The organism is Neisseria sp. HMSC073G10, from assembly GCF_001812605.1.
Taxonomy (GTDB): Bacteria; Pseudomonadota; Gammaproteobacteria; order Burkholderiales; family Neisseriaceae; genus Neisseria; species Neisseria subflava_A.
Genome location: NZ_KV809499.1, coordinates 1 through 20,297 on the forward strand (window position 1 = coordinate 1; position 20,297 = coordinate 20,297).

The 20,297-nt window shown below is 50.3% G+C and carries 18 protein-coding genes; 8 read left to right on the plus strand and 10 right to left on the minus strand.

Translation table 11 applies throughout. The annotated features are described in order from the left end of the window. Window positions 1-93: 93 nt before the first annotated feature. On the minus strand, window positions 94-1,521 hold the full coding sequence (locus HMPREF2865_RS02110) for an MFS transporter (protein ID WP_070645305.1): 1,428 nt from the start codon (window positions 1,519-1,521) through the stop codon (window positions 94-96). 136 nt (window positions 1,522-1,657) lie between these two features. Here HMPREF2865_RS02110 and HMPREF2865_RS02115 point away from each other — a divergent pair, with 136 nt between their 5' ends. The 3 genes from HMPREF2865_RS02115 to HMPREF2865_RS02125 all read left to right on the plus strand — a co-directional run bounded on the left by HMPREF2865_RS02115 (window position 1,658) and on the right by HMPREF2865_RS02125 (window position 4,390). Next, on the plus strand, window positions 1,658-2,224 hold the full coding sequence (locus HMPREF2865_RS02115; RefSeq protein WP_039864340.1) for an NADPH-dependent FMN reductase: 567 nt from the start codon (window positions 1,658-1,660) through the stop codon (window positions 2,222-2,224). Between the two features lie 145 nt (window positions 2,225-2,369). Then, window positions 2,370-3,047, plus strand: a complete 678-nt coding sequence (locus HMPREF2865_RS02120; protein WP_070584727.1) for a response regulator — start codon at window positions 2,370-2,372, stop codon at window positions 3,045-3,047. Between the two features lie 29 nt (window positions 3,048-3,076). Next, window positions 3,077-4,390 (plus strand): sensor histidine kinase, encoded by a 1,314-nt coding sequence (locus HMPREF2865_RS02125; protein ID WP_070584725.1) that lies wholly within the window; start codon window positions 3,077-3,079, stop codon window positions 4,388-4,390. 129 nt (window positions 4,391-4,519) lie between these two features. On the opposite strand, the gene aroB is transcribed toward HMPREF2865_RS02125, so the two are convergent. The 7 genes from aroB to pilM form a co-directional block, all read right to left on the minus strand. Beyond that, window positions 4,520-5,599: a 3-dehydroquinate synthase gene (gene aroB / locus HMPREF2865_RS02130; protein WP_070645307.1), complete on the minus strand. Its 1,080-nt coding sequence runs from the start codon at window positions 5,597-5,599 to the stop codon at window positions 4,520-4,522. Window positions 5,600-5,621: 22 nt separating this feature from the next. Continuing rightward, window positions 5,622-6,134, minus strand: coding sequence for a shikimate kinase (locus HMPREF2865_RS02135; RefSeq protein WP_049333679.1), 513 nt, complete (start codon window positions 6,132-6,134; stop codon window positions 5,622-5,624). A 132-nt stretch (window positions 6,135-6,266) separates the two neighbouring features. Continuing rightward, window positions 6,267-8,399: a type IV pilus secretin PilQ gene (gene pilQ, locus HMPREF2865_RS02140; RefSeq protein ID WP_070584722.1), complete on the minus strand. Its 2,133-nt coding sequence runs from the start codon at window positions 8,397-8,399 to the stop codon at window positions 6,267-6,269. Window positions 8,400-8,419: 20 nt separating this feature from the next. After that, entirely contained in the window at window positions 8,420-8,962 is a 543-nt protein-coding gene (locus HMPREF2865_RS02145; RefSeq protein ID WP_070584719.1) for a pilus assembly protein PilP, read from the minus strand. A gap of 15 nt (window positions 8,963-8,977) precedes the next feature. Then, entirely contained in the window at window positions 8,978-9,649 is a 672-nt protein-coding gene (pilO, locus tag HMPREF2865_RS02150; protein ID WP_070584717.1) for a type IV pilus inner membrane component PilO, read from the minus strand. Continuing rightward, window positions 9,649-10,263 (minus strand): PilN domain-containing protein, encoded by a 615-nt coding sequence (locus HMPREF2865_RS02155; RefSeq protein WP_070645309.1) that lies wholly within the window; start codon window positions 10,261-10,263, stop codon window positions 9,649-9,651. Before HMPREF2865_RS02155 ends, pilO begins: the two co-directional genes overlap by 1 nt. A gap of 4 nt (window positions 10,264-10,267) precedes the next feature. Then, window positions 10,268-11,359, minus strand: coding sequence for a type IV pilus assembly protein PilM (gene pilM / locus HMPREF2865_RS02160; protein ID WP_070645311.1), 1,092 nt, complete (start codon window positions 11,357-11,359; stop codon window positions 10,268-10,270). A gap of 153 nt (window positions 11,360-11,512) precedes the next feature. Here pilM and HMPREF2865_RS02165 point away from each other — a divergent pair, with 153 nt between their 5' ends. Beyond that, entirely contained in the window at window positions 11,513-13,900 is a 2,388-nt protein-coding gene (locus tag HMPREF2865_RS02165) for a penicillin-binding protein 1A (protein ID WP_070645312.1), read from the plus strand. Between the two features lie 60 nt (window positions 13,901-13,960). Beyond that, a complete protein-coding gene (locus HMPREF2865_RS02170; RefSeq protein WP_070645314.1) occupies window positions 13,961-14,797 on the plus strand; it encodes a PHP domain-containing protein in 837 nt (278 codons plus the stop codon). A 166-nt stretch (window positions 14,798-14,963) separates the two neighbouring features. Here the strand turns inward: HMPREF2865_RS02170 and HMPREF2865_RS02175 are convergent, their stop codons facing one another. Together HMPREF2865_RS02175 and HMPREF2865_RS02180 are read right to left on the minus strand one after the other, a co-directional pair. Beyond that, entirely contained in the window at window positions 14,964-16,403 is a 1,440-nt protein-coding gene (locus HMPREF2865_RS02175; RefSeq protein ID WP_070645316.1) for a surface lipoprotein assembly modifier, read from the minus strand. A 106-nt stretch (window positions 16,404-16,509) separates the two neighbouring features. Then, complete coding sequence (locus tag HMPREF2865_RS02180) at window positions 16,510-17,250, minus strand: Slam-dependent surface lipoprotein (protein WP_070645318.1); 741 nt, start codon at window positions 17,248-17,250, stop codon at window positions 16,510-16,512. A 284-nt stretch (window positions 17,251-17,534) separates the two neighbouring features. Here HMPREF2865_RS02180 and HMPREF2865_RS02185 point away from each other — a divergent pair, with 284 nt between their 5' ends. From HMPREF2865_RS02185 to ribD, 3 genes are all read left to right on the plus strand, one after another. Next, the gene (locus HMPREF2865_RS02185; protein ID WP_070645319.1) at window positions 17,535-18,377 is read left to right on the plus strand and encodes a class II glutamine amidotransferase; all 843 of its coding nucleotides are present in this window, start codon (window positions 17,535-17,537) and stop codon (window positions 18,375-18,377) included. Between the two features lie 198 nt (window positions 18,378-18,575). Further along, window positions 18,576-19,028, plus strand: coding sequence for a transcriptional regulator NrdR (gene nrdR, locus HMPREF2865_RS02190; protein ID WP_070584707.1), 453 nt, complete (start codon window positions 18,576-18,578; stop codon window positions 19,026-19,028). A gap of 14 nt (window positions 19,029-19,042) precedes the next feature. Further along, window positions 19,043-20,146 carry a bifunctional diaminohydroxyphosphoribosylaminopyrimidine deaminase/5-amino-6-(5-phosphoribosylamino)uracil reductase RibD gene (gene ribD, locus HMPREF2865_RS02195; protein ID WP_070645321.1) on the plus strand — a complete coding sequence of 368 codons (1,104 nt, stop codon included), beginning with the start codon at window positions 19,043-19,045 and terminating at the stop codon, window positions 20,144-20,146. The last annotated feature ends 151 nt before the right edge of the window (window positions 20,147-20,297 follow it).

Sequence of the window (20,297 nt, forward strand, 5' to 3'; positions counted from 1 at the left end):
GCTGTTGGGGGAAAGGAATTTTGCAAAGGTCTCAATCTTATAAATTCTTACGAGGTACTTAGGCCGTCTGAACGTTTCAGACGGCCTTTTTATTTATTTCTGATGCGCTTTCAAACGCAAAGCAAACATGACGACCACGACACCGACAACCAAAGCGCAACCCATCGCCAAATGGATACCATCCAACATTGCCTGTTGCGGCATATCTGCACTGGAAAGTTTCTCGCCGATATTGGTTGCACCGACAAAAAACGCCGCGCCGATGGCACCGGCAATCGGGTTGATGGTGGTCAGAATCGCCGCACCGTGCGGATTGAGCGTTTTCGGCAACGCGTTCAGACCATGAGTTTCGCCGGTTACACAAGCAGACACGGAAAGCGCCAACAGCGTAAACATCGCCGTCAACATCACCACTTGCGTATCAATCCGCAAAAACAGCCACAATACCGCCAACGACACCACCAGCATCACTGTTGCCGGCAAAACGACAAAGCGTCCGCCCTTTTTGTCCAACAATTTGCCGAACAAAGGTGCGGCAACCGCTTGGGCAATACTGGCAGGCATCAGAATCAGACCGGTTGCCGTACCGGTCAGCATCAACACTTGCTGCGTGTACATCGGCACCATCAGTTCCAAGCCCAAGAACAGGAATACCGCACCGGCCAAAATCACAACGCAATATCTGAACTGTTTGTATTCAAAAGCACGAAGGTTCAACAACGGCGTAGCCAAACGGAACTGACGGTGCGCAAACCAACCCACCAGTACAACGGAAGCGGCAAAGAGCAGGATAAATTCCAGCAGCGGCATATGGGCAAAATTACTGCTCGCATAAACCAGCCCGCCGAAGCCCGCAATCGACAGCACAGCTGACAACATATCGATTTTCGGACGGCTGATGTTGCTTAAATTAACCGTCAAATATCTACCCACCAGCACCATCGCCGCCAACATAAACGGCGCGGTAAAGCCGAACAGTACGCGCCAATGCGTATGGTCGATGATGATGCCCGACAGCGTCGGCCCCATTGCAGGCGCGGCGGTAAACATCATGGTAATCACGCCCATCGCCGTTCCGCGCTTATTGGGCGGGAAAATTGACAATACGCCGTTAAACAGAAGCGGGACAAAAAACGCGGCAGACACTGCCTGCACCATACGCCCCACAACCAAAATTCCGAAAGTCGGTGCAAACGCGCAAATCAACGAGCCTGCTAAAAACGTTGCCTGCGTAAACAGCACCATTTTTCGCGTTTCAAACCATTGAATCACGCCTGCCGTAATCGGCGTAAATGCACCCATGACCAGCAGAAAACCCGTCGTCAGCCATTGAACCGTGGTCTTATCGACACCGAAATCCTTCATAATCGGCGTAAGCGCGACATTCAGCAGCGTGTCGTTGAGATAGCCGAAAAATGCGCCGATAAACAGCGTCGCCACAATGGTTTTAGCAGGAAAGTCGGGGTTGTCGGCGTAGTATTCGTGTACCGTTTCGCCCTCTTGCGAATCAGAAGCGTGCATAATAATTTGAAATATCAGCGAAACCGTTATTTTAGCATAAACCGTTTTGACAGGCCGTCTGAAACCTTGACCGCTTCCCCAGATAACACTAAAATTTAGAATTGTTTTCATTTTTATTATTAAACAGGAGAAAAACATGTCAAAGAAAGTCAGCATCTTGGTCGGCAGCCTGCGTAAAGGCTCGTTCGCACGAAAAGTCGCACAAAACGTCGTTTCCATGTTCCCCGAAGGCTACGAAGCGCAAATCGTCGAAATCGGGCATTTGCCTTTATACAACTTCGACTACGACGATCCTGCCGTTACCGACTTCCCTACTCCGTCCAGCTATACCGAGTTCCGTGAAACCATCAAAGCCTCTGCCGGCGTATTGTTCGTGACTTCCGAAAACAACCGTACCGTACCGGCCTGCCTGAAAAACGCCATCGACATCGGCTCCAAACCCAATGCCGATGTTGCCTGGAAAAAAACACCTGCCGGCATCATCAGCCATTCCGTCGGCAAAATGGGCGGTTATAGCGCGCAAAAAAATCTGCGCCTTGCCCTTTCGTATTTCGATATGCCATTGACCGGCCAACCGGAAGTGTTCCTCGGCAACTCGCCTACCCTGTTTGACGACAACGGCCAGCTCATCGAATCCGCGCGCGGCTTTGTTCAAGGCTATATCGACCAATTGGTTGCCTTGATTGAGAAAAACCCTAAATAATCGGAATTGAAGCATACAGGCCGTCTGAAAAACGAATTTCAGACGGCCTCATCTTTTGCAAAAAATCAGTTTTTCAACCCTTCCTAAATTTTTACTAATTGAGTGCAGGTATAATCACTATCCACCCATCCTCCGGAGAACTTCCATGCGCGTATTATTGGTTGAAGACGATGCCATGATTGCCCAAGCCGTCAGTGCCAACCTGAAAGACACCGGCTACGCTGTCGATTGGGTCAGCCGCGGTTCGGAAGTTGCCGCAGCAGTGGCGGCGCAAGCATACGATTTGCTGCTCTTGGATTTGGGTTTGCCCGGCAAAGACGGTTTGGACGTATTGGCGCAAATCCGCAACGGCGGCTGTACCATTCCCGTCTTAATCGTGACCGCGCGCGACGATTTGCACAGCCGGCTCAACGGCCTAGACGGCGGCGCAGACGACTACATCGTCAAACCCTTCGACATGGCGGAACTGCAAGCCCGTATGCGCGCCGTATTGCGCCGACACGGCGGACAGGCGCAAACGCTGCTGACCAACGGCATCATCACACTCAATCCTTCCACCCATCAGGCGGAAGTGGTCGGGCAGGAACAGGCCATCATGCTCAGCAACAAAGAATTTGCCGTCCTCCAAGCCCTGCTGCTGCGTCCGGGCATGATTCTGTCACGCAGTGATTTGGAAGACAAAATTTACGGCTGGGGTGAAGAAGTCGAAAGCAACGCCGTTGACTTCCTGATTCACGCCTTACGCAAAAAACTCGGCAAAGAAGCGATTCAAAACGTCCGCGGGGTCGGCTGGCTGGTTGCACAAAACAACCAGGCTGTCTGAAAAACCACAACAACACCAACACACAAACCATGCAACGCCTTATCCACACCATCAAACAATCCCTGCAAGTCAAGATCAGCCTCGCCCTGATCTGTATGCTCCTGCCTCTATCCATCCTTGCAGGCATATTTTCATATTACGATACTTATCACGAGACCCAAGAGGTTCAAGACGACCTGTTGCGCCAAGTCGCGAACTATCTCGACCCGAGCGATGCCGATGACGAGAATCACTCGCTCGATAACGACAACAAGATTTCCGTTCAATTTCCCAATACGCCCAACCCCATTGTCAGCCTGCCTGAGAAGATTTCAGACGGCCTGCACACCATTCAGGCCGACGACGACGACGATTACTACCGCGTTTATACCCGCAACACCAAGCAAGGCCGCATCGCCGTCATGCAGGAAAGCGACTACCGCGAAGAGCTGGCCGAAATGGCCGCCGTACAGAGCATCCTCCCCATGCTCCTCGCCCTGCCCCTGATTATCCTGCTCACCGTCTGGATTACCCACCGCGCCATGCGTTCCGTCAAAACCCTGTCCAACGATTTGGAACAGCGCCAAATCAACGACCTCTCGCCGATGGACACCCAAAACATTCCCAGCGAAATCCAAGGCTTTGTCGTTGCCATTAACAACCTGTTGCAGCGTACCGACGAAAATGTCCGCCAACAGCAACGCTTTATCGCCGATGCCGCACACGAATTGCGCAGCCCCATGACCGCCCTTTCCCTTCAGGCAGAGCGGCTCAACAATATGCAGCTGTCCGCCGAAGCGCGCGAGCAGTCCGCCCTGTTGCAACAAAGCATACAGCGCAACCGCCACCTGCTCGAGCAACTCCTTTCCCTCGCACGCGCCCAAGCACCCGAAACCCAACGCCCCAAAACCCTGATCAGCCTGCAAAACCAGTTCCGCCGCGTCTTGCAGGAACTCATGCCACTGGCGCTGGCCAAAGGTCAAGACATCGGCGTCGCCGTTGAAAACGACTGCCAAATCTACGCCGACGACACCGAAATCTACACCCTCATCAAAACCTTTACCGACAACGCCATCCGCTATACCCCTAAAGGCGGCCGCATCGATTTAGGCTTTGATGAAACCGCCGAATACCTCAACATTTGGGTGGAAGACGACGGCCCCGGTATTCCCACAAGCGAACGCCAACGCGTTATCGACCCCTTCTACCGCATTCTCGGCACCGAACAACAAGGCACTGGACTTGGTCTGTCCATCGCAAACACCATTGTCAAACGCCATCAAGGCCGTCTGAAACTGGCCGACAGCCGACGCTTTGACAGCGGCTTGTTGATTATTGCCGAGTTGGATAAAAAGATGCTTTAAATGATTGACCCGCCCAAATTGGTTTATCTATCTTTAAGCCGATGAATCAAAACGTTTTAAAACCAAAGGCCGTCTGAAAATGACTTTCAGACGGCCTTTTTATATTTTAAAGTAAACCTAATTCATTCCTCACAAATACGGTTGCAAGGTTTGGCGGAGGATTTCCATATCGGTAATTTCGGTGATATTGGCTTTGCCCAAGTATTCCAAGCCGACAAAACGCATGATGCCGCTGCTGACTTTTTTGTCGTGGCTCATGTGTTCAATCCATTTTTCAAAGGAGAAAACAGGCGGTGCAGACGGGAGGGAGGCGGCTTCCATTAAAGCGGCAATGCAGTCGGTATCGGCTTGTTGGGGTTTGCCCAAAATTTGCGACAAACGAGAAGCGAGGACGCAACCGGCGGCAACGGCTTCGCCGTGCAGCCATACGCCGTAGCCCATTTCGGCTTCGATGGCATGGCCGAAAGTGTGGCCGAGATTAAGCCATGCGCGGATGCCCTGCTCGGTTTCGTCTTGGGCAACAATATCGGCCTTCATTTTGCAGCAATGGTAAACGGCTTCTGCCATTTTTTCTTGGTGTTGTGCCATCAGGTCGGCCATATTTTCTTCCAACCAAGCAAAAAATTCGGCATCGCCCAAGGCACCGTATTTGATGACTTCGGCCATACCCGCAGAAAGTTCGCGTTGCGGCAGCGTTTGCAAAGCGGTCAAATCGGCCAGCACGGCTTGCGGCTGGTAGAACGCGCCAATCATGTTTTTACCGAGCGGATGGTTGATGGCGGTTTTACCGCCGACCGAGGAATCGACCTGGCTGAGCAATGTGGTCGGCACTTGGATAAAAGGTGCGCCACGCTGATAAGTCGCTGCGGCAAAGCCGACCATATCGCCTATCACGCCGCCGCCCAAAGCGATTAAAGTGGTTTTGCGTTCGGCACGGTTTTGCATCAGGCCATCGTAAATCAGGTTGAGCGTCTGCCAGTTTTTATATTCTTCGCCGTCGGGAAGGATGATGCTGAAATGCGGCACGCCCAATCTGTCTAAGGCCGTCTGAAGCTGTTTGAGATAAAGCGGTGCAACGGTTTCGTTGGTAATAATGGCTACTTTTTTGCCTAAATAGGGCTGAAGCAGCGTATCAGCCTGCTCAATCAGTTTATGTCCGATAAAGATAGGGTATTGATGAGACGGGGTTTGGACAGTCAGTGTGCGCATGGTATTCCTTTGCAAAACGTATTTATTCGCCTAAAGCCTGTATCAGGCGTTTGAGCGTTTTGTGACAGCTGTCGGATTCGATGACGAGATGGGCGGTTTGACGGTACAGCGTATCGCGTTGGTCATACAGCTCTTGCAGTTTGGCCAAAGGGTCGGCAACTTGCAACAGCGGCCGGTTGCTGTCGTAACGGGTACGCTCCAGCAAGGTTTCGGGGCTGGCATGCAGATAAACAACCGTGCCGTTTTGGCGCAAAATCTGTCTGTTTTCACTGCGTAATACAGAGCCGCCACCGGTCGATAAAACGATGTTGCGCCGGGAAGCGAGCTTCTTCAGCATATTGGTTTCGCGGTTGCGGAAGCCTTCCTCCCCTTCCATCTCAAAAATGGTCGGAATGGATACGCCCGAAGAAGTGCAGATTTCGTAGTCGCTGTCGTAAAACGGGCATTCAAACATTTGGGCAAGCTGCTTGCCCAAAGTGGTTTTGCCCGCGCCCATCAGCCCGATTAAAATTAAATTGCCGTTGATTTTTTCCATGAGGGTCATTTTATACGATATGGTGGTTTCGTGGAAAAGTTCGTCGTTTTTCAGACAGCCTTTTCATCTCAGGCCGTCTGAAAACCAAAACAGGCATACCTTTGCAGATATGCCTGTTTGTCATTTTAAAAATCAGTAACGCAGATTGTTACCCACATTATCCATAATGCGCGGCGTGATAAAGATCAACAGCTCACGGCGGTTTTCACGTTTGCCGCGTGATTTGAACAGATTGCCGACAACAGGAATATCGCCCAAAACAGGTACTTTGTTCACTGCATTGGTGCTTTCTTCTTCGTAAATACCGCCGACAATCAGCGTACCGCCATCTTCAACCATGGCTTGGGTATTCAAGTGTTTGGTGTTGATACACTTGGTTGTCAGAGAATCTACGGTACAGTCGATCGGGGTATCGCGATTAATCTTCACAGTCATGATGATTTGACCGTCAGGCGTAATATTCGGCGTTACGGTCAAGCCCAAAACGGCTTTCTTGAAGGTAATCGAAGTCGCACCGCTGGAAGAAGCTTCTTGGTAAGGAATTTCCGTACCGGATTCGATTTTGGCTTCTTTGCGGTCTTGTGTCAGCACGCGCGGATTGGAAATAGTTTTGCTCTTACCTTGTTCTTCAGACGCGCTGATTTCCAAACCCAATGCACCGGACGAGAACGCACGCACCAGCGCAATGCTGTTGACTGCGGCTGCGGTCGGCAGGCTGACGTTCGGATCCAAAGACCAAGTAGGATAGCGGACATCACCACGGTTAAACGAGGCATTGGTATTGTAGTTGGTTTGTGCATTGCTCCAGTTGCTGCCCCATGCGTTACGGCCACTTGCACCACCGGAACCGAATTTAACGCCCAAGTTGCGGAAGAAGGTATCTTCTGCTTCAACAATGCGCGCTTCCACCATCACTTGACGGGTTGGAACGTCCAATTCATCAATCAGTTTGCGGAATTTCTCAATCACGCCGCGGTTGTCGGTCACGATCAGCGTATTGGTAGCCGGATCGATTAAGGCGCTGCCTCGGTTGCTCAACAGAGTATTGCGGGTATTGGAATTATTGCTATCGTATTCTTCCAAACGCAGAATTTTGCGGAATTCTTCCACATTTTTGTATTTCAACTGGAAGGTTTGAGAATACAGCGGACCCAATTCGGCAATCTCTTTTTCAGCCTGCAAGAAGGCTTTGTCTTTTGCCAACAATTCATCGCGAGGTGCGATATTGATGATGTTGCCTTGACGGCGCATATCCAAATTGCGCGCCTGCATAACCAAGTCCAAAGCCTGATCCCAAGGTACATCTTTCAGGGACAGGGTCATGGTGCCTTTGACGGTATCGCTGGCAACAATATTCACACCGGACTCTTTCGCTAAAATCTGCAAAATGGTACGGACTTCTACATCTTGGAAGTCCAAGGAAATTTTACGGCCTTTAAACGATTTGTTTGCATTGTGGTTCAAGCCGCCGGATTCGGTATTGGCGGCTTTAGGCGATACTTCAAATACAAAACGGCCTGAAGAAGCTTTGGTATTGATGTCCCAATTCGCATTATTGTTGCGGATAATGAGCTGGGTAGAATTGCCGATACGTTTGAGCGTAACGTTTTGTACAGGGGTATTGAAGTCAGCTACATCCAAACTGCGTTGCGCTTGTGTCGGCAGCGTATGGTTTTTCAATGTCACAACCACACGGTCGCGCTGCTGTTTGATGTCCGGCTGTCCGCTGAAACCAGGGGCGGACAATTCAATAATGCCGGAATTGCGTGCGCCTTTGCGGAAATCAATATTGGCTGCTGAAACGGCTTGATAAGTCTGAGCAGCGCGCGCGGTAGACGGCGTAGCCGCACGTTCATTGGCAACGGCCGCATTGGTTTGGTCAGTAGATTCGTTTACAAATACCCAAACTTCGTTGCCGCGAATTTCAGTATTGTATTGGCTGATTTTGTTCAAACCCAAAACCACGCGTGCACGGTCATTGTTTTGCGCCGCAGTAATTTGATTCAGCAATGGGTCGGCATATTCCAAAACAGGCTGAGGCAAACGAATATTGGTATTGGCAAAATCCAATGCGATACGTGCCGGAGTAGATGTTACAAAACCATGAGGTGTAGTGACGTCTTTGTCGAAACGGATTTTGATGATTTTTTGGTTGTCAGGCAAAGTGGAAACGTTGATATCGGTAATATTGCCTGCAAAGGCCGTCTGAACAGCGAGGGCAACGCTGAAGCCGGCAAATAATTTTGTCATGTGCTTGGTTTTCATAATCGAGTGAGACCCCTAAATTAATTTGAATTCGAACTATCTGAGCTATTGGAAGAATCCGCCTCTTTACTGCTCAATGGCAATTCGGCCTTCCGGTACACCCAGTTGCCGTAGCTGTCTTCAACTTGCTCGGTCACGATAATTTTGTCTTCGGTAATACTTTGGATTCTGCCGTAATTCTGACCGATGTAGTTTCCGGGATAAACGGTATAAACATGGTCCTTGACCTTGATAAATCCGGAAACCTTGCCGCCGCTTTGCAGCGTTCCGACAAAGGCCATGTTTTCCAAACTGAAGGCTTCCAATGTTTCTTTCGGACGGTTCATATCCGGCGCATTGCCGCCTTTAGGGGCAGTGTCCAAACGGCGTGAATCAAACGCATTTAAGCCTTTAAAATTCGGAGGGTTATACGGCTTAGGCAATGTAACCGTCGGCTCTTCAAACGGAATAATCTTGGATTTCGCTTCCTGACGGGTTTGCGTCATCCATTGAGTCAAATCTTCATAACTTTGCGTACAGGCTGCCAAGGGAAGAAGACTTAAGAGTAAGATGATTTTTTTCATGATTTCCCTATTCTTTTATTTTTGCTCATTCTCGGCAGGTTTACCTTCTTCTTGTGCCTGTTGCGCAGCCAATTCTGCAGCAATCTCTTCGGCCGGACGGGCTTTGTAAGTTGTCGCAATCGCGCTCAATGTCAACTCGCCTTTATTGCCTTTGCCGTCTTTGTCCTCGCCTGGGTTCACGAGTTTTAAAGAATCTAAAGTAATAATGCGCGACAAATCGCCTACATCACGGGTAAATTGGCTGATCTGTGAATATTTGCCTGTAATGGAAATCTGATACGGCAGTTTTTGAATCGGACCATCGTTTTCAGGTTGGAGCGGTGCAACGCTGTCCAAACGCAATCCGTTGGTTGAACCTGCCTGATGCAGCTCTTGAATCAGGTTCGGAATTTCCGCGTCGGTCGGCAGTTGTTTCAACAAAACGTCAAATGCAGAACGGATCGAAGCCAACTCAGCCTTCAGATTGTTCAAGCTTGCCGCCTGAATGCTTTTACGCGTAAAGGTTTCCTTCAGCTCTTCTTCTTTGGCTTCCTGCGTATTCAAGGTTTCAATCTGATCTTTAAATACGCCGACATAGCCCAAAGCCAACATACCAACAATCAATAAACCTGCCAGCAAAAGTTTTGAAGGCATATTGAGCAGGTACAGATCTTGTACGTCCAATTGTTTCAGGTTTTTAGATGCCATTATTGAGCCTCCGGAGCAGGTTCTACCACAGGTTCGGCCACTTTTTGGGCAGTTGGCGCAGGAGCCGGCGTATTCACTTGGTTGATTGAAGATTTCAAAGTAAATTCTTGGTAGTTATCTACTTTTTTAATACTCAACAATTCAGGCTGCAAGAAAATACCTGTACTTGGCAAGGAGCGCATCATAACGGCAATTTTATTGTCGCTGATGGCATGACCGCTGATTTTATAGCTGGTCGGACTTTCGGCTTCCAACGCGGTCAAATAAGTATTATCGGGCGTAAGTGTATTCAAAGAATCAAGGATATAGGCCGCTTGATAGCGTTTTTCCTGTAACTCTTCAACTTTCAGTTTTTTGGCCAAGAAGGCTTCTTTTTCTTGCTGAAGTTTATCGATTTCGCCCAATTCTCTATCAAGTCTGTCGATTTCGGTTTGCAGGAAGTTGTTGCGGCCTTCTTGATTGCTGATGGCGCTGTCAATACCAAGATAGGTAGCGGCCGCCAAGCCCAAACCTACTGCAAAAGCGCCAAGCATCAATATTTTGAATTGCTGCTGCTTGCGCTGTTTAATCTCTTCCCGATATGGGAGAAGGTTGATTCTGGTTAATTCGATCATGTTCTCAAAGTCCCCTTAATGCCAATCCGAACGCCAAAGTCAGTGACGGCGCATCAATTTGAAACTGCGGCAATTCTACTTTTGCACTGCGTTCCACATATGAAATCGGATGCAGATATTCTGTTGGCGTATTGGTTTGCGAGAAAATGCTTTCTGCCAAACCTGCCTGTTGCGCGGTAAAGCCGGTCAGCAGGATGTGTTTGATATTGTGAAAAGAATCAGTGGCCTGTGTGGTATAGTAAAATTGCAGAACACGCTGAACTTCTTGCGCAACCTGTACATTAAAACGGTCGGCAATCTGAGACTGGTAGTCGGAAGGCTTGTTTTGAGAAGCCATCATTTGTGCGGCTTTTTCTTCCGTTACCTGATAAGTACGCTGAATCAACTGATTGAGCTGCTCTGTGCTGACCGGTGTTTCTTGTTTGTAGAGGATACAGCCGTTTTGCAGAATCAGGGCATACATTTGAGTCGCATGAATGCCGAACACGGCAACTTTTTCCTCTGCCATTTCGGGAGCATGCGTATTCATCCAATAGACAAAGGCATTGCGTTGCGCCAGCAAGTCCAAATCCAAAGCGGACAAAGGCAAGCCCGCATTTTCAAACATTTCAATACGCGGCTCGACATCGTCTTTTTTGGCGGCAACAGCTAAAACATGCTGGCTTGAACCGACTTCTTCGGCTTGAAAGTCGTAGTTCATCTCTTCAATAGGCGCAAATTGGCCGACTTCCGCCTCGACAAACTCTTCCAAGTCCAAATCGGTATCACGCGGGTTGTAAATAATCTGCTCGACTGTCGCCAAATTTTGTGGCACGGCAGCAACAATATTTTTGCAAGAACTGCGTAATTGTGTGTAAGTATGTTGGATGTAAGTAGCAAGCTGATCGTAGTCTTGAATTTTGTTGCCTTTGACAATATTTTTAGGCAATTTGGTAATAACGTATTTTTCCAGCTGAATTTGGTTTAAACTACGGCCTGTCAGTTGTACCATCTTAATGGCATGTTGGCTGATATCGACGCCGATGGCAGAGCGGTTGTTCAATCCGCTAGAAGCCTTACCTGTTTTGGTATCTTTCGTGCTTTTAAATAAGCGCATGATTTGACTTCCCTGTATCATTTAGGAGTGAGTAACTGTTTCGTTATCCGTAAAGGACTTCTTATTCTTTACACAGTATTGACTGTGGCTGATAGAAATCGTTTCCCATTTTACTTTATTTATCGCCATTAATGGCAAAATTATTACCTAGTCATGATTAAAAAGATTATAACGACCTGCATGGGTCTCTTATTAGGACTGGCTCTTTTTGGTGTAGGTCTGATTGCAATTGCAATTTTGGTAACCTATCCAAAACTGCCGTCTTTGGACACTTTACAACACTACAAACCCAAAATGCCGCTGACGATTTATTCTTCAGACGGCCAAGTCATTGGCGTTTACGGCGAACAACGGCGTGAATTTACCAAAATCGGCGACTTCCCGAAAATTTTGAAAGACGCCGTGATTGCCGCCGAAGACAAACGCTTCTACGATCACTGGGGCGTAGACGTTTGGGGCGTGGCGCGCGCCGCGATCGGCAACGTCATGGCCGGCGGCGTTCAATCCGGTGCCAGTACGATTACGCAACAGGTTGCCAAAAACTTCTACCTGAGCAGCGAGCGTTCGTTCACCCGTAAATTCAACGAAGCCCTGTTGGCCTACAAAATCGAGCAGTCTTTGAGCAAAGACAAGATTTTGGAGCTGTACTTCAACCAAATCTATTTGGGTCAACGCGCTTATGGTTTTGCATCTGCAGCCCAAATTTATTTCAACAAAAATGTTAATGAATTAACATTGGCCGAGGCCGCCATGTTGGCCGGCTTGCCTAAAGCACCTTCCGCCTACAATCCGATTGTGAACCCTGAGCGTGCCAAATTGCGTCAGACTTATATTCTGAACAATATGCTGGAAGAAGGCATGATTACCCTGCAGCAACGCGATCAGGCTTTGAAAGAAGAGTTGCATTACGAGCGTTTTGTACAAAACATCGATCAAAGCGCCCTGTACGTTGCCGAAATGGTACGTCAGGAGCTGTTTGAAAAATACGGTGAAGATGCCTACACTCAAGGCTTCAAGGTATATACCACAGTCGATACCGCACACCAACGCGTCGCTACCGAAGCCCTGCGTAAAGTCCTGCGCAATTTCGACCGTGGCAGCAGCTACCGCGGTGCAGAAAACTACATCGACCTGAGCAAAAGCGACAACGTAGAAGAAACTGTCAGCCAATACCTTTCTACGCTTTACACCGTCGATAAAATGATTCCGGCAGTTGTATTGGAAGCCTCCCGTAAAGGTGTACAGATTCAGTTGCCAAGCGGCCGTAAAGTGACGCTGAACAGCCACGCTTTAGGCTTTGCCGCCCGTGCCGTCAACAACGAAAAAATGGGGGATGACCGCATCCGTCGCGGCTCCGTCATTCGCGTTAAAGGCAGCGGCGATACCTTTACCGTTGTTCAAGAGCCTTTGTTGCAAGGCGCATTGGTGTCTTTAGATGCGAAAACCGGTGCAGTCCGCGCATTGGTCGGCGGCTACGACTACCACAGCAAAACCTTCAACCGCGCAACTCAAGCCATGCGCCAACCCGGCTCTACGTTCAAACCGTTCGTTTATTCCGCCGCTTTGGCAAAAGGCATGACTGCTTCCACCATGATTAACGATGCGCCGATTTCCCTGCCGGGCAAAGGTGCAAACGGCAAAGTGTGGAACCCGAAAAATTCAGACGGCCGCTATTCCGGTTACATCACGCTGCGCCAGGCTTTGACCGCTTCAAAAAACATGGTGTCTATCCGCATCCTGATGTCTATCGGCATTGGCTACGCGCAACAATACATCCAACGCTTCGGCTTCAAGCCGTCTGAAATCCCTGCCAGCCTGTCTATGGCTTTGGGTACAGGCGAAACCACGCCGTTGCGTATTGCAGAAGGTTACAGTGTCTTTGCCAACGGCGGTTACAAAGTATCTGCCCACGTCATCGACAAAATCTATGACAGCCAAGGCCGTCTGAGAGCGCAAATGCAACCTTTGGTAGCCGGTGAAAACGCACCTCAAGCCATTGACCCGCGCAACGCCTACATCATGTACAAAATCATGCAAGACGTTGTCCGTGTCGGTACCGCACGCGGTGCAGCCGCACTCGGCCGCGCCGACATCGCCGGTAAAACCGGTACCACCAACGACAACAAAGACGCATGGTTTGTCGGCTTCAACCCTAGCGTTGTGACTGCCGTCTATATCGGCTTTGACAAACCGCGCAGCATGGGTCGTGCAGGTTACGGTGGTACAATCGCCGTACCGGTTTGGGTAGAATACATGCGCTTCGCCCTGAAAGGCACCAGCGTCAAACCGATGAAAGCACCTGAAGGCGTGGTTACAAACGGCGGCGAAGTGTATATGCGCGAACGCATGACCACCAGCTCCGACCTGGCCTTGGACAACAGCGGCGTTGCTCCGCGTCCTGCCCATCGTGCCGTTCCGAATGAAAACCGCCGCCGTACCGAGAGCGGCAATGCGCCAGCCCGTGAAGAATTAGACGAAACCCCAGTTCTGCCAAGCAATACCGGCAACAATAACAGACAACAACTGGACTCTCTGTTCTAACAAATCAAGGCCGTCTGAAACGTTCAGACGGCCTTTTTTGAGAAAATTCAAAGCAAAACCATGATTGATTTACACTGCCATTCAACCGTTTCAGACGGCATGCTTTCCCCAACCGAAGTCGTCCGACTCGCCCTTCAAAACGGTTGCACCCTGCTCGCCCTGACCGACCACGACCATACCGGCGGACTTGCCGAAGCACGTGCCGAAGCCGATACCCTCGGCCTCCCCTTCGTCAACGGCGTGGAAATATCCGTCACTTGGCGCGGCCGCACCATCCACATTGTCGGTTTGGACTTTGACGAACACAACGAAGCCCTGCAAAACCTGCTTGCCGAAGTCCGCAAAGGCCGTCTAAAACGATTGGAAGCCATCGCGGCCAAACTGGAGAAAAAAGGCATAACAGGCTCGTATGAAGGCGCGCTGGCATTGGCCGCCAACAAAGAAATGGCCAGCCGTACCCACATTGCCGAATTCCTCATTCGCGAAGGCCATGTTAAAAACAAACAGCAGGCATTTACCAAATATCTGGGCGACGGCAAATCCTGTTCCGTCAGACATGAATGGGCCACACTGGAAGACTGCGTAGTCGCGATTACAGGCGCGGGCGGCATGGCCATTATCGCCCACCCGATGCGCTATGAATTATCCGCCACCGCCAAACGAAACCTCTTTCAAGAATTTAAAAATCTCGGCGGCGCAGGAATTGAAGTGCACAGCGGCAACTGCTGCAAAAACGACCGCCTCAACTATGCCCTGCTTGCCGACCGTTTCGACTTTCTCGCCAGCGCAGGCAGCGACTTCCACCGCCCCAACGACTTCAGCGGCGGCATACTCGGCGCCTGTCCCGACCTACCCGAACAATGCCGCCCTGTCTGGAAACACTTTAAGGCCGTCTGAATTTTTCTAAATTTCCAAAACGAAAATACAGCTCCTAGTTTTTAAGCAACCTGTTTCCATTGAATCAAAGTTCAATATTCTTAAAATCAGCGTTTCCATCATCAATCAGGCCGTCTGAAAAATACTTTCAGACGGCCTTTTCATTTTTATTTCTCTTTACCGCAAATTAAAACGACCTCACCAGTGACAAACCGACTTCGTTTTGTTTGTAGCTGTATAGCCAGTCGGTGTTACCGTTGACACGGCGGTGTTTATAGCTGAGGACGGGCTTAAGGTCGGCGAATTTCCAGCGGTCCGCGCCTATGCTGAGGCGGTAGGTTTGTTCTTTGTCGCGGCGGCGTTGTTCGAGGATGGCATTCTCTTCCCTATGGCTGCGGATACCGAAAGTCGCAGAAATCGAGGCATCGAAACCGGCTTCAAACATTTTTGCCGCACCCAGCCGTGCGGAAATTTGGCGATAGCTGTCCACAGGGTCTTTCGTTTTGCGTTGTTGCCAGTCTATGCCGCCGTAGAGCATGAGGTCGTTGCGCGGGAAATAAGACAAGGTGTTGTAAACGGAGAGGAGGCTGCCGTCGAGCAAACGGGTTTTGTCTGCATAAGAAAGGTGTTTCCACTCGGCTTCGGTGTTCCACGTCCAGCTGCCTTTGTCGAGATTCCACTCGCTGCGCACGCCGTAGGCGCGATTGAGGGTTTTGCTGCCGCTGCCATTCCATTCGACAAGTGGTGCGAAGGCGAAAGTGTGGCGCTGGTTTTCAAACTGATAGCCTGCACTGAGGTTGAGCGTGTGTTCGTTGAAATCTTTATGGTCGCGGTAGAAGCGGCCATAGCCGAGCGCGCGAGCGGCAATGCCGTGGTGTCCTTTAACCTGCCAGCGGCGGACGGCGGCGGCTTCGTATTTGATGCCGTTGGCGGAAATGGGTTTGTCGCCTGAAAATTCTTCCCAACATTCGCCGTCGATTTCGGTTTTACACCACACTTTGCCGCTGGCTTCGTTGATGTTGCTATTGTGGACGGCGCCGACGGAGAGGCTGCCTTTCCAGCTTTGACGCTGGTTCAAGGCATCTTGGAAATGGGCGATGTTTTCTTTGACGGCTTCAGGCAAGTCTTCGTTTTGAAGGTGTACAAATTCAGAAGATGCTTCGCGGTTCAGACGGCCTTCAAAAAGCAGGCGTGCGTAATCAAGCCGTCCGCGTGTAAAATCGGGATGACGTTGCAACAGGGTTTCGTATTCTTGTTTGGCGGCTTTCCACTTACCTTCGCCTCGTGCAAGAGAAGCACGGGCAAACGAAGCGATATCGGGATCGTATTCGGTTTGCTGGGTATAACGCTCCAGCAGAGGGCGAACGGTTTGCCAATCGCTGCGGTTGACAGCATTAAACAGTGCCTCGCCTTGGTCGGCTTCGGAGTCGCTCTCGGCTGTCTTCCCGGTATGCGGAGCAGAAATATCGAGATGATATTCGCGCACTTTTTGTTCCTGCTCCTGCATGGTTTGGCGGGTATCCTGCCACAGGCGTTGCGCGGTGCGGTCGTCTGAAAAATCAGAACGCGGCGCGGCAAGGACGGGAGCAGAAAGAAGCAGAATCAGGCAGGCAGACGGTTTGTACATGGGATCGGCTTTCCGGTCGCAAGTTTCAGACGACCTTGAGAAATTTGGAAGCAAGTGTTTAAAAAAGCCTGCGGATGGCAGGCTTTATTTTACTTAAAGACAGATTTTAGCGTTTTACGCCGCCGTATGCCGTATCCAGATTGCGGTCGGTCTTAAATTTGGCAACACCGGCCAACGCGCTTGCACCGTTGCCGAAGAAGTGGCCTTCGGTTTTACCGAAGTGGCCGTTGGCGCGAGCGTAGCCTTCAAATGATGCGCTGGATGGCTTGATGCGGGAATGGATGTCCATCTGTACAGTGTTATTTTTCATAGAACCGGTCAAGACGCGTTGACCGAAGTCTGCGCGCAAAGTACCAACCATCGGGTTGTTGCCGGTGTAGTTATTGATACCTTTAACTGCGTAGTTGGCTACACCGGATACAGGCATAGAGGTAGCGCGTTTGTCGCCGGAGTAGAAAACGCCGCGGTTAGAGCCTTTAGCGTATTCTTTACCGACCCACTCACCGTAGTATACTTCAGAGTCACCGCTCTTGATGGTGTTGAACGCATAGCGGCCGAGGTTTTGACGGGTATATGCGTCGTTAACCTGTACGGTTTTCACGCCATTGCGGTCTGCATTGCCAGGCATACGGTTTACGTTGGTGTAGTACACGCCTGAACGGTAGGCAGCGTGTTTCATCACTTTTTCGCCTTCGGCTTCAGATGCAGGCTTGCCCCATTTTTTGCCGTATTTGTGATTTTTGTAGCCATACTCGAATGGGTTATAGGCATTATTAGCTGCAAATGCGCCTACGCTGAACACAACAGCCAAAACAGCAGCGGTGGTTTTTTGCAGATTCAGTTTCATTGAACACTCCTTGAGGTAAAACGATGGTGGGGAAAATTATGTTTCGTTGTGAGTAGAACATATCGTTATGTGAGGAGGTCTTTTTGTTCTGCAAAGCATTTTATAGGGGAAGTGTTAGCACAGAATTAGTAAATATCCTAACAATCCCCCTACAAAGCGAAATTCTTTATTTTTAATTCGATACAGCCTGTATCACCTACCCTAAAACGGCAAAGAATATATTGAAACTGCCTGCCCGATACACCATAATGACCCTATAAATACTCGGAAAAAAGGTTAACGCCATGTGCCAACTGCTCGGCATGAATTGCAACACTCCCACAGACATCATGTTTTCTTTTGAAGGCTTCCGCCGTCGAGGCGGCATTACCGACCACCATGCCGATGGTTTCGGCATCGGTTTCTTTGAAGGCAAAGGCGTGCGCTTGTTTCACGACGACAAACCCAGTGCCAACTCGCCCGTTGCCGACTTGGTGCGCGCCTACCAAATCAAATCCGAAAACGTTATCGCCCATATCCGCAAGGCCTCACAAGGTCAGACCTCATTGGCGAACACTCATCCCTTCATGCGCGAGATGTGGGGCGAATATTGGCTGTTTGCCCACAACGGCCATTTGATTGATTTTTACCCCGAGCAGGGCGAGTACTACCATGCCGTCGGCACGACCGATTCCGAACGCGCGTTCTGCTTTATCCTCAACCGCCTGCGCAGCCGCTTTGCCACCAAGCCCGAACCTGAAGTTTTGTTTGATGCCATTGCCGGCCTAACCCATGAAATCCGCCGCTACGGCTTGTTCAACTTTGTGATGTCCAACGGTGACTGCCTGTTTGCCCACGCCAGCACCTTGCTGCACTACATCGTGCGCAAAGCCCCGTTTGGCAAAGCGCGTTTGCTGGACGATGATGTCATGGTCGATTTTTCAGAAGTGACCACCCCGAACGATAAAGTTTCCGTCATCGCCACCCTGCCCCTGACACGAGATGAAACCTGGTCGCAATTGGCAGTCAATGAATTGGTGATGTTTCAAGACGGCGACATTGTCCTCAGCGACCGCCCCAACAATCCGGTTTACATGAGTGCGGAAGAGGGTTTGGAAATCGCCCGCGCCGTCGGTGTATCGGTTTAACGGTTGATTGACTGAAAAACTCAAGGCCGTCTGAAAGGGCAACTTTGCCAAAGTTGCCCTTTCAGACGGCCTTTTTATACTTAATCCATAGTCAAAGCGTTTACTATACGAAAATAGCGCAATCCGCTACAATAATAGGTCACAAACAATGAATTCAATTGCTTAGCGACCTTGCCGAGCGTATGACAAGGAAACCCGATGAAGTGCCCGTTTTGCCAACACCCCAATACACAAGTAGCCGACTCGCGATGGCTGGAAGACACCAACAGCATCCGTCGCCGTCGCAAATGCTTGGAATGCGGACAACGCTTCAGCACCTTTGAAACCGTTGAAATGCGGATGCCGCAAGTCATCAAATCCAACGGCACACGGGTTCCCTTCAATCCGCACAAACTGCAAACCAGCCTTGAGCGCGCGCTGCACAAACGCCCTGTCACACAAGAACAAATCGATGAAACCGTTGCCCTTATCGAGCAGCGCCTCTACCGTTTGGGCAAAAAAGAAGTCGCTTCGCGCATCGTCGGCGAAATGGCGATGGAAGAGCTGGCAAAAATCGACCAAGTTGCCTATGTCCGCTTCGCGTCCGTCTATAAAAGCTTTAAAGACGTTTCCGAATTCACCCAAGTCATCGCCGAATGCAAAGCCAAATAAGGCCGTCTGAAACCATGTTTTCCGCACTTGATACCCAAATGATGCAAACCGCCCTCGAGCTGGCCAAGCTTGGGCGGTTTTCTACTTCCCCCAATCCCCGCGTCGGTTGCGTGATTGCACACGGCGCCCAAATCATCGGACAAGGTTTCCACGTCAAAGCAGGCGAGCCGCACGCTGAAGTTCACGCGTTAAGGCAGGCCGGAGCGGCGGCAAAAGGCGCAACAGCCTATGTCACGCTGGAACCTTGCAGCCATTACGGCCGTACACCACCGTGCGCCGAAGCGCTGGTTCATTCCGGCGTAACGCGCGTAGTCGCCGCCATGACCGACCCTAACCCGTTGGTCGCAGGCAAAGGCTTATCCATGCTGGAAGCCGCCGGAATCCGTACAGAAAGCGGTTTGCTGGAAGCTCAGGCGCGCGAACTCAACCGCGGTTTCCTGTCGCGTATCGAACGCGGCAGACCGTTTGTCCGCCTCAAATGCGCTGCCAGTTTGGACGGCAAAACCGCTCTTTCAGACGGCCGCAGCTTTTGGATTACCGGCGAAGCGGCACGCGAAGACGTACAAATTCTCCGTGCCGAAAGTTGCGCCGTTTTGACCGGTATCGGTACCGTACTTGCCGACAACCCGAAACTCAACGTTCGCAGCTTCCCCACCCTACGTCAACCTGCGCGTATCGTCTTGGACAGCCGACTGCAAATCCCTTTGGACTGCCACCTCGTGACCGATACCGAAAGCCCGACCGTTATCGTTACCCTTTCCTCAGACGAACAACGTTTGCAGGCTCTGAGTGCATTTGAACATATCCGCATCATCAGGCCGTCTGAACACATCAACGGTCGCATCAATCTTCTTTCACTCATGCCGCAACTGGCAGAGCTTGGCTTTGGCGAAGTTCTGGTAGAAGCCGGCTCAACACTTGCTTCAGCCTTCCTGAAGGATGACTTGGTGGATAAAATCGTCCTCTACCAAGCGCCGAAACTATTAGGCGCAGGCAAACCTCTTTTCTCCATTCCTGAAAATCCGGCCGTCCTGCTTTCAGACGGCCCTTGGCAAAGTCAATCAGTAGAAATCATCGGGCAGGACATTAAATGGGTTCTCCGGAAAAAATCCACCTAATTGCCTCAGCTTGATAATTAAACCATTTTCAATAGAATCTATCTATCATTTGCATGGCAATAAATGTGTTTTTCGCCGAAATATTATAATGACTATAACGTATTCCAATTTAAAACTTTGACTTGCACTAACTATCCTCGAGCTGATTGTC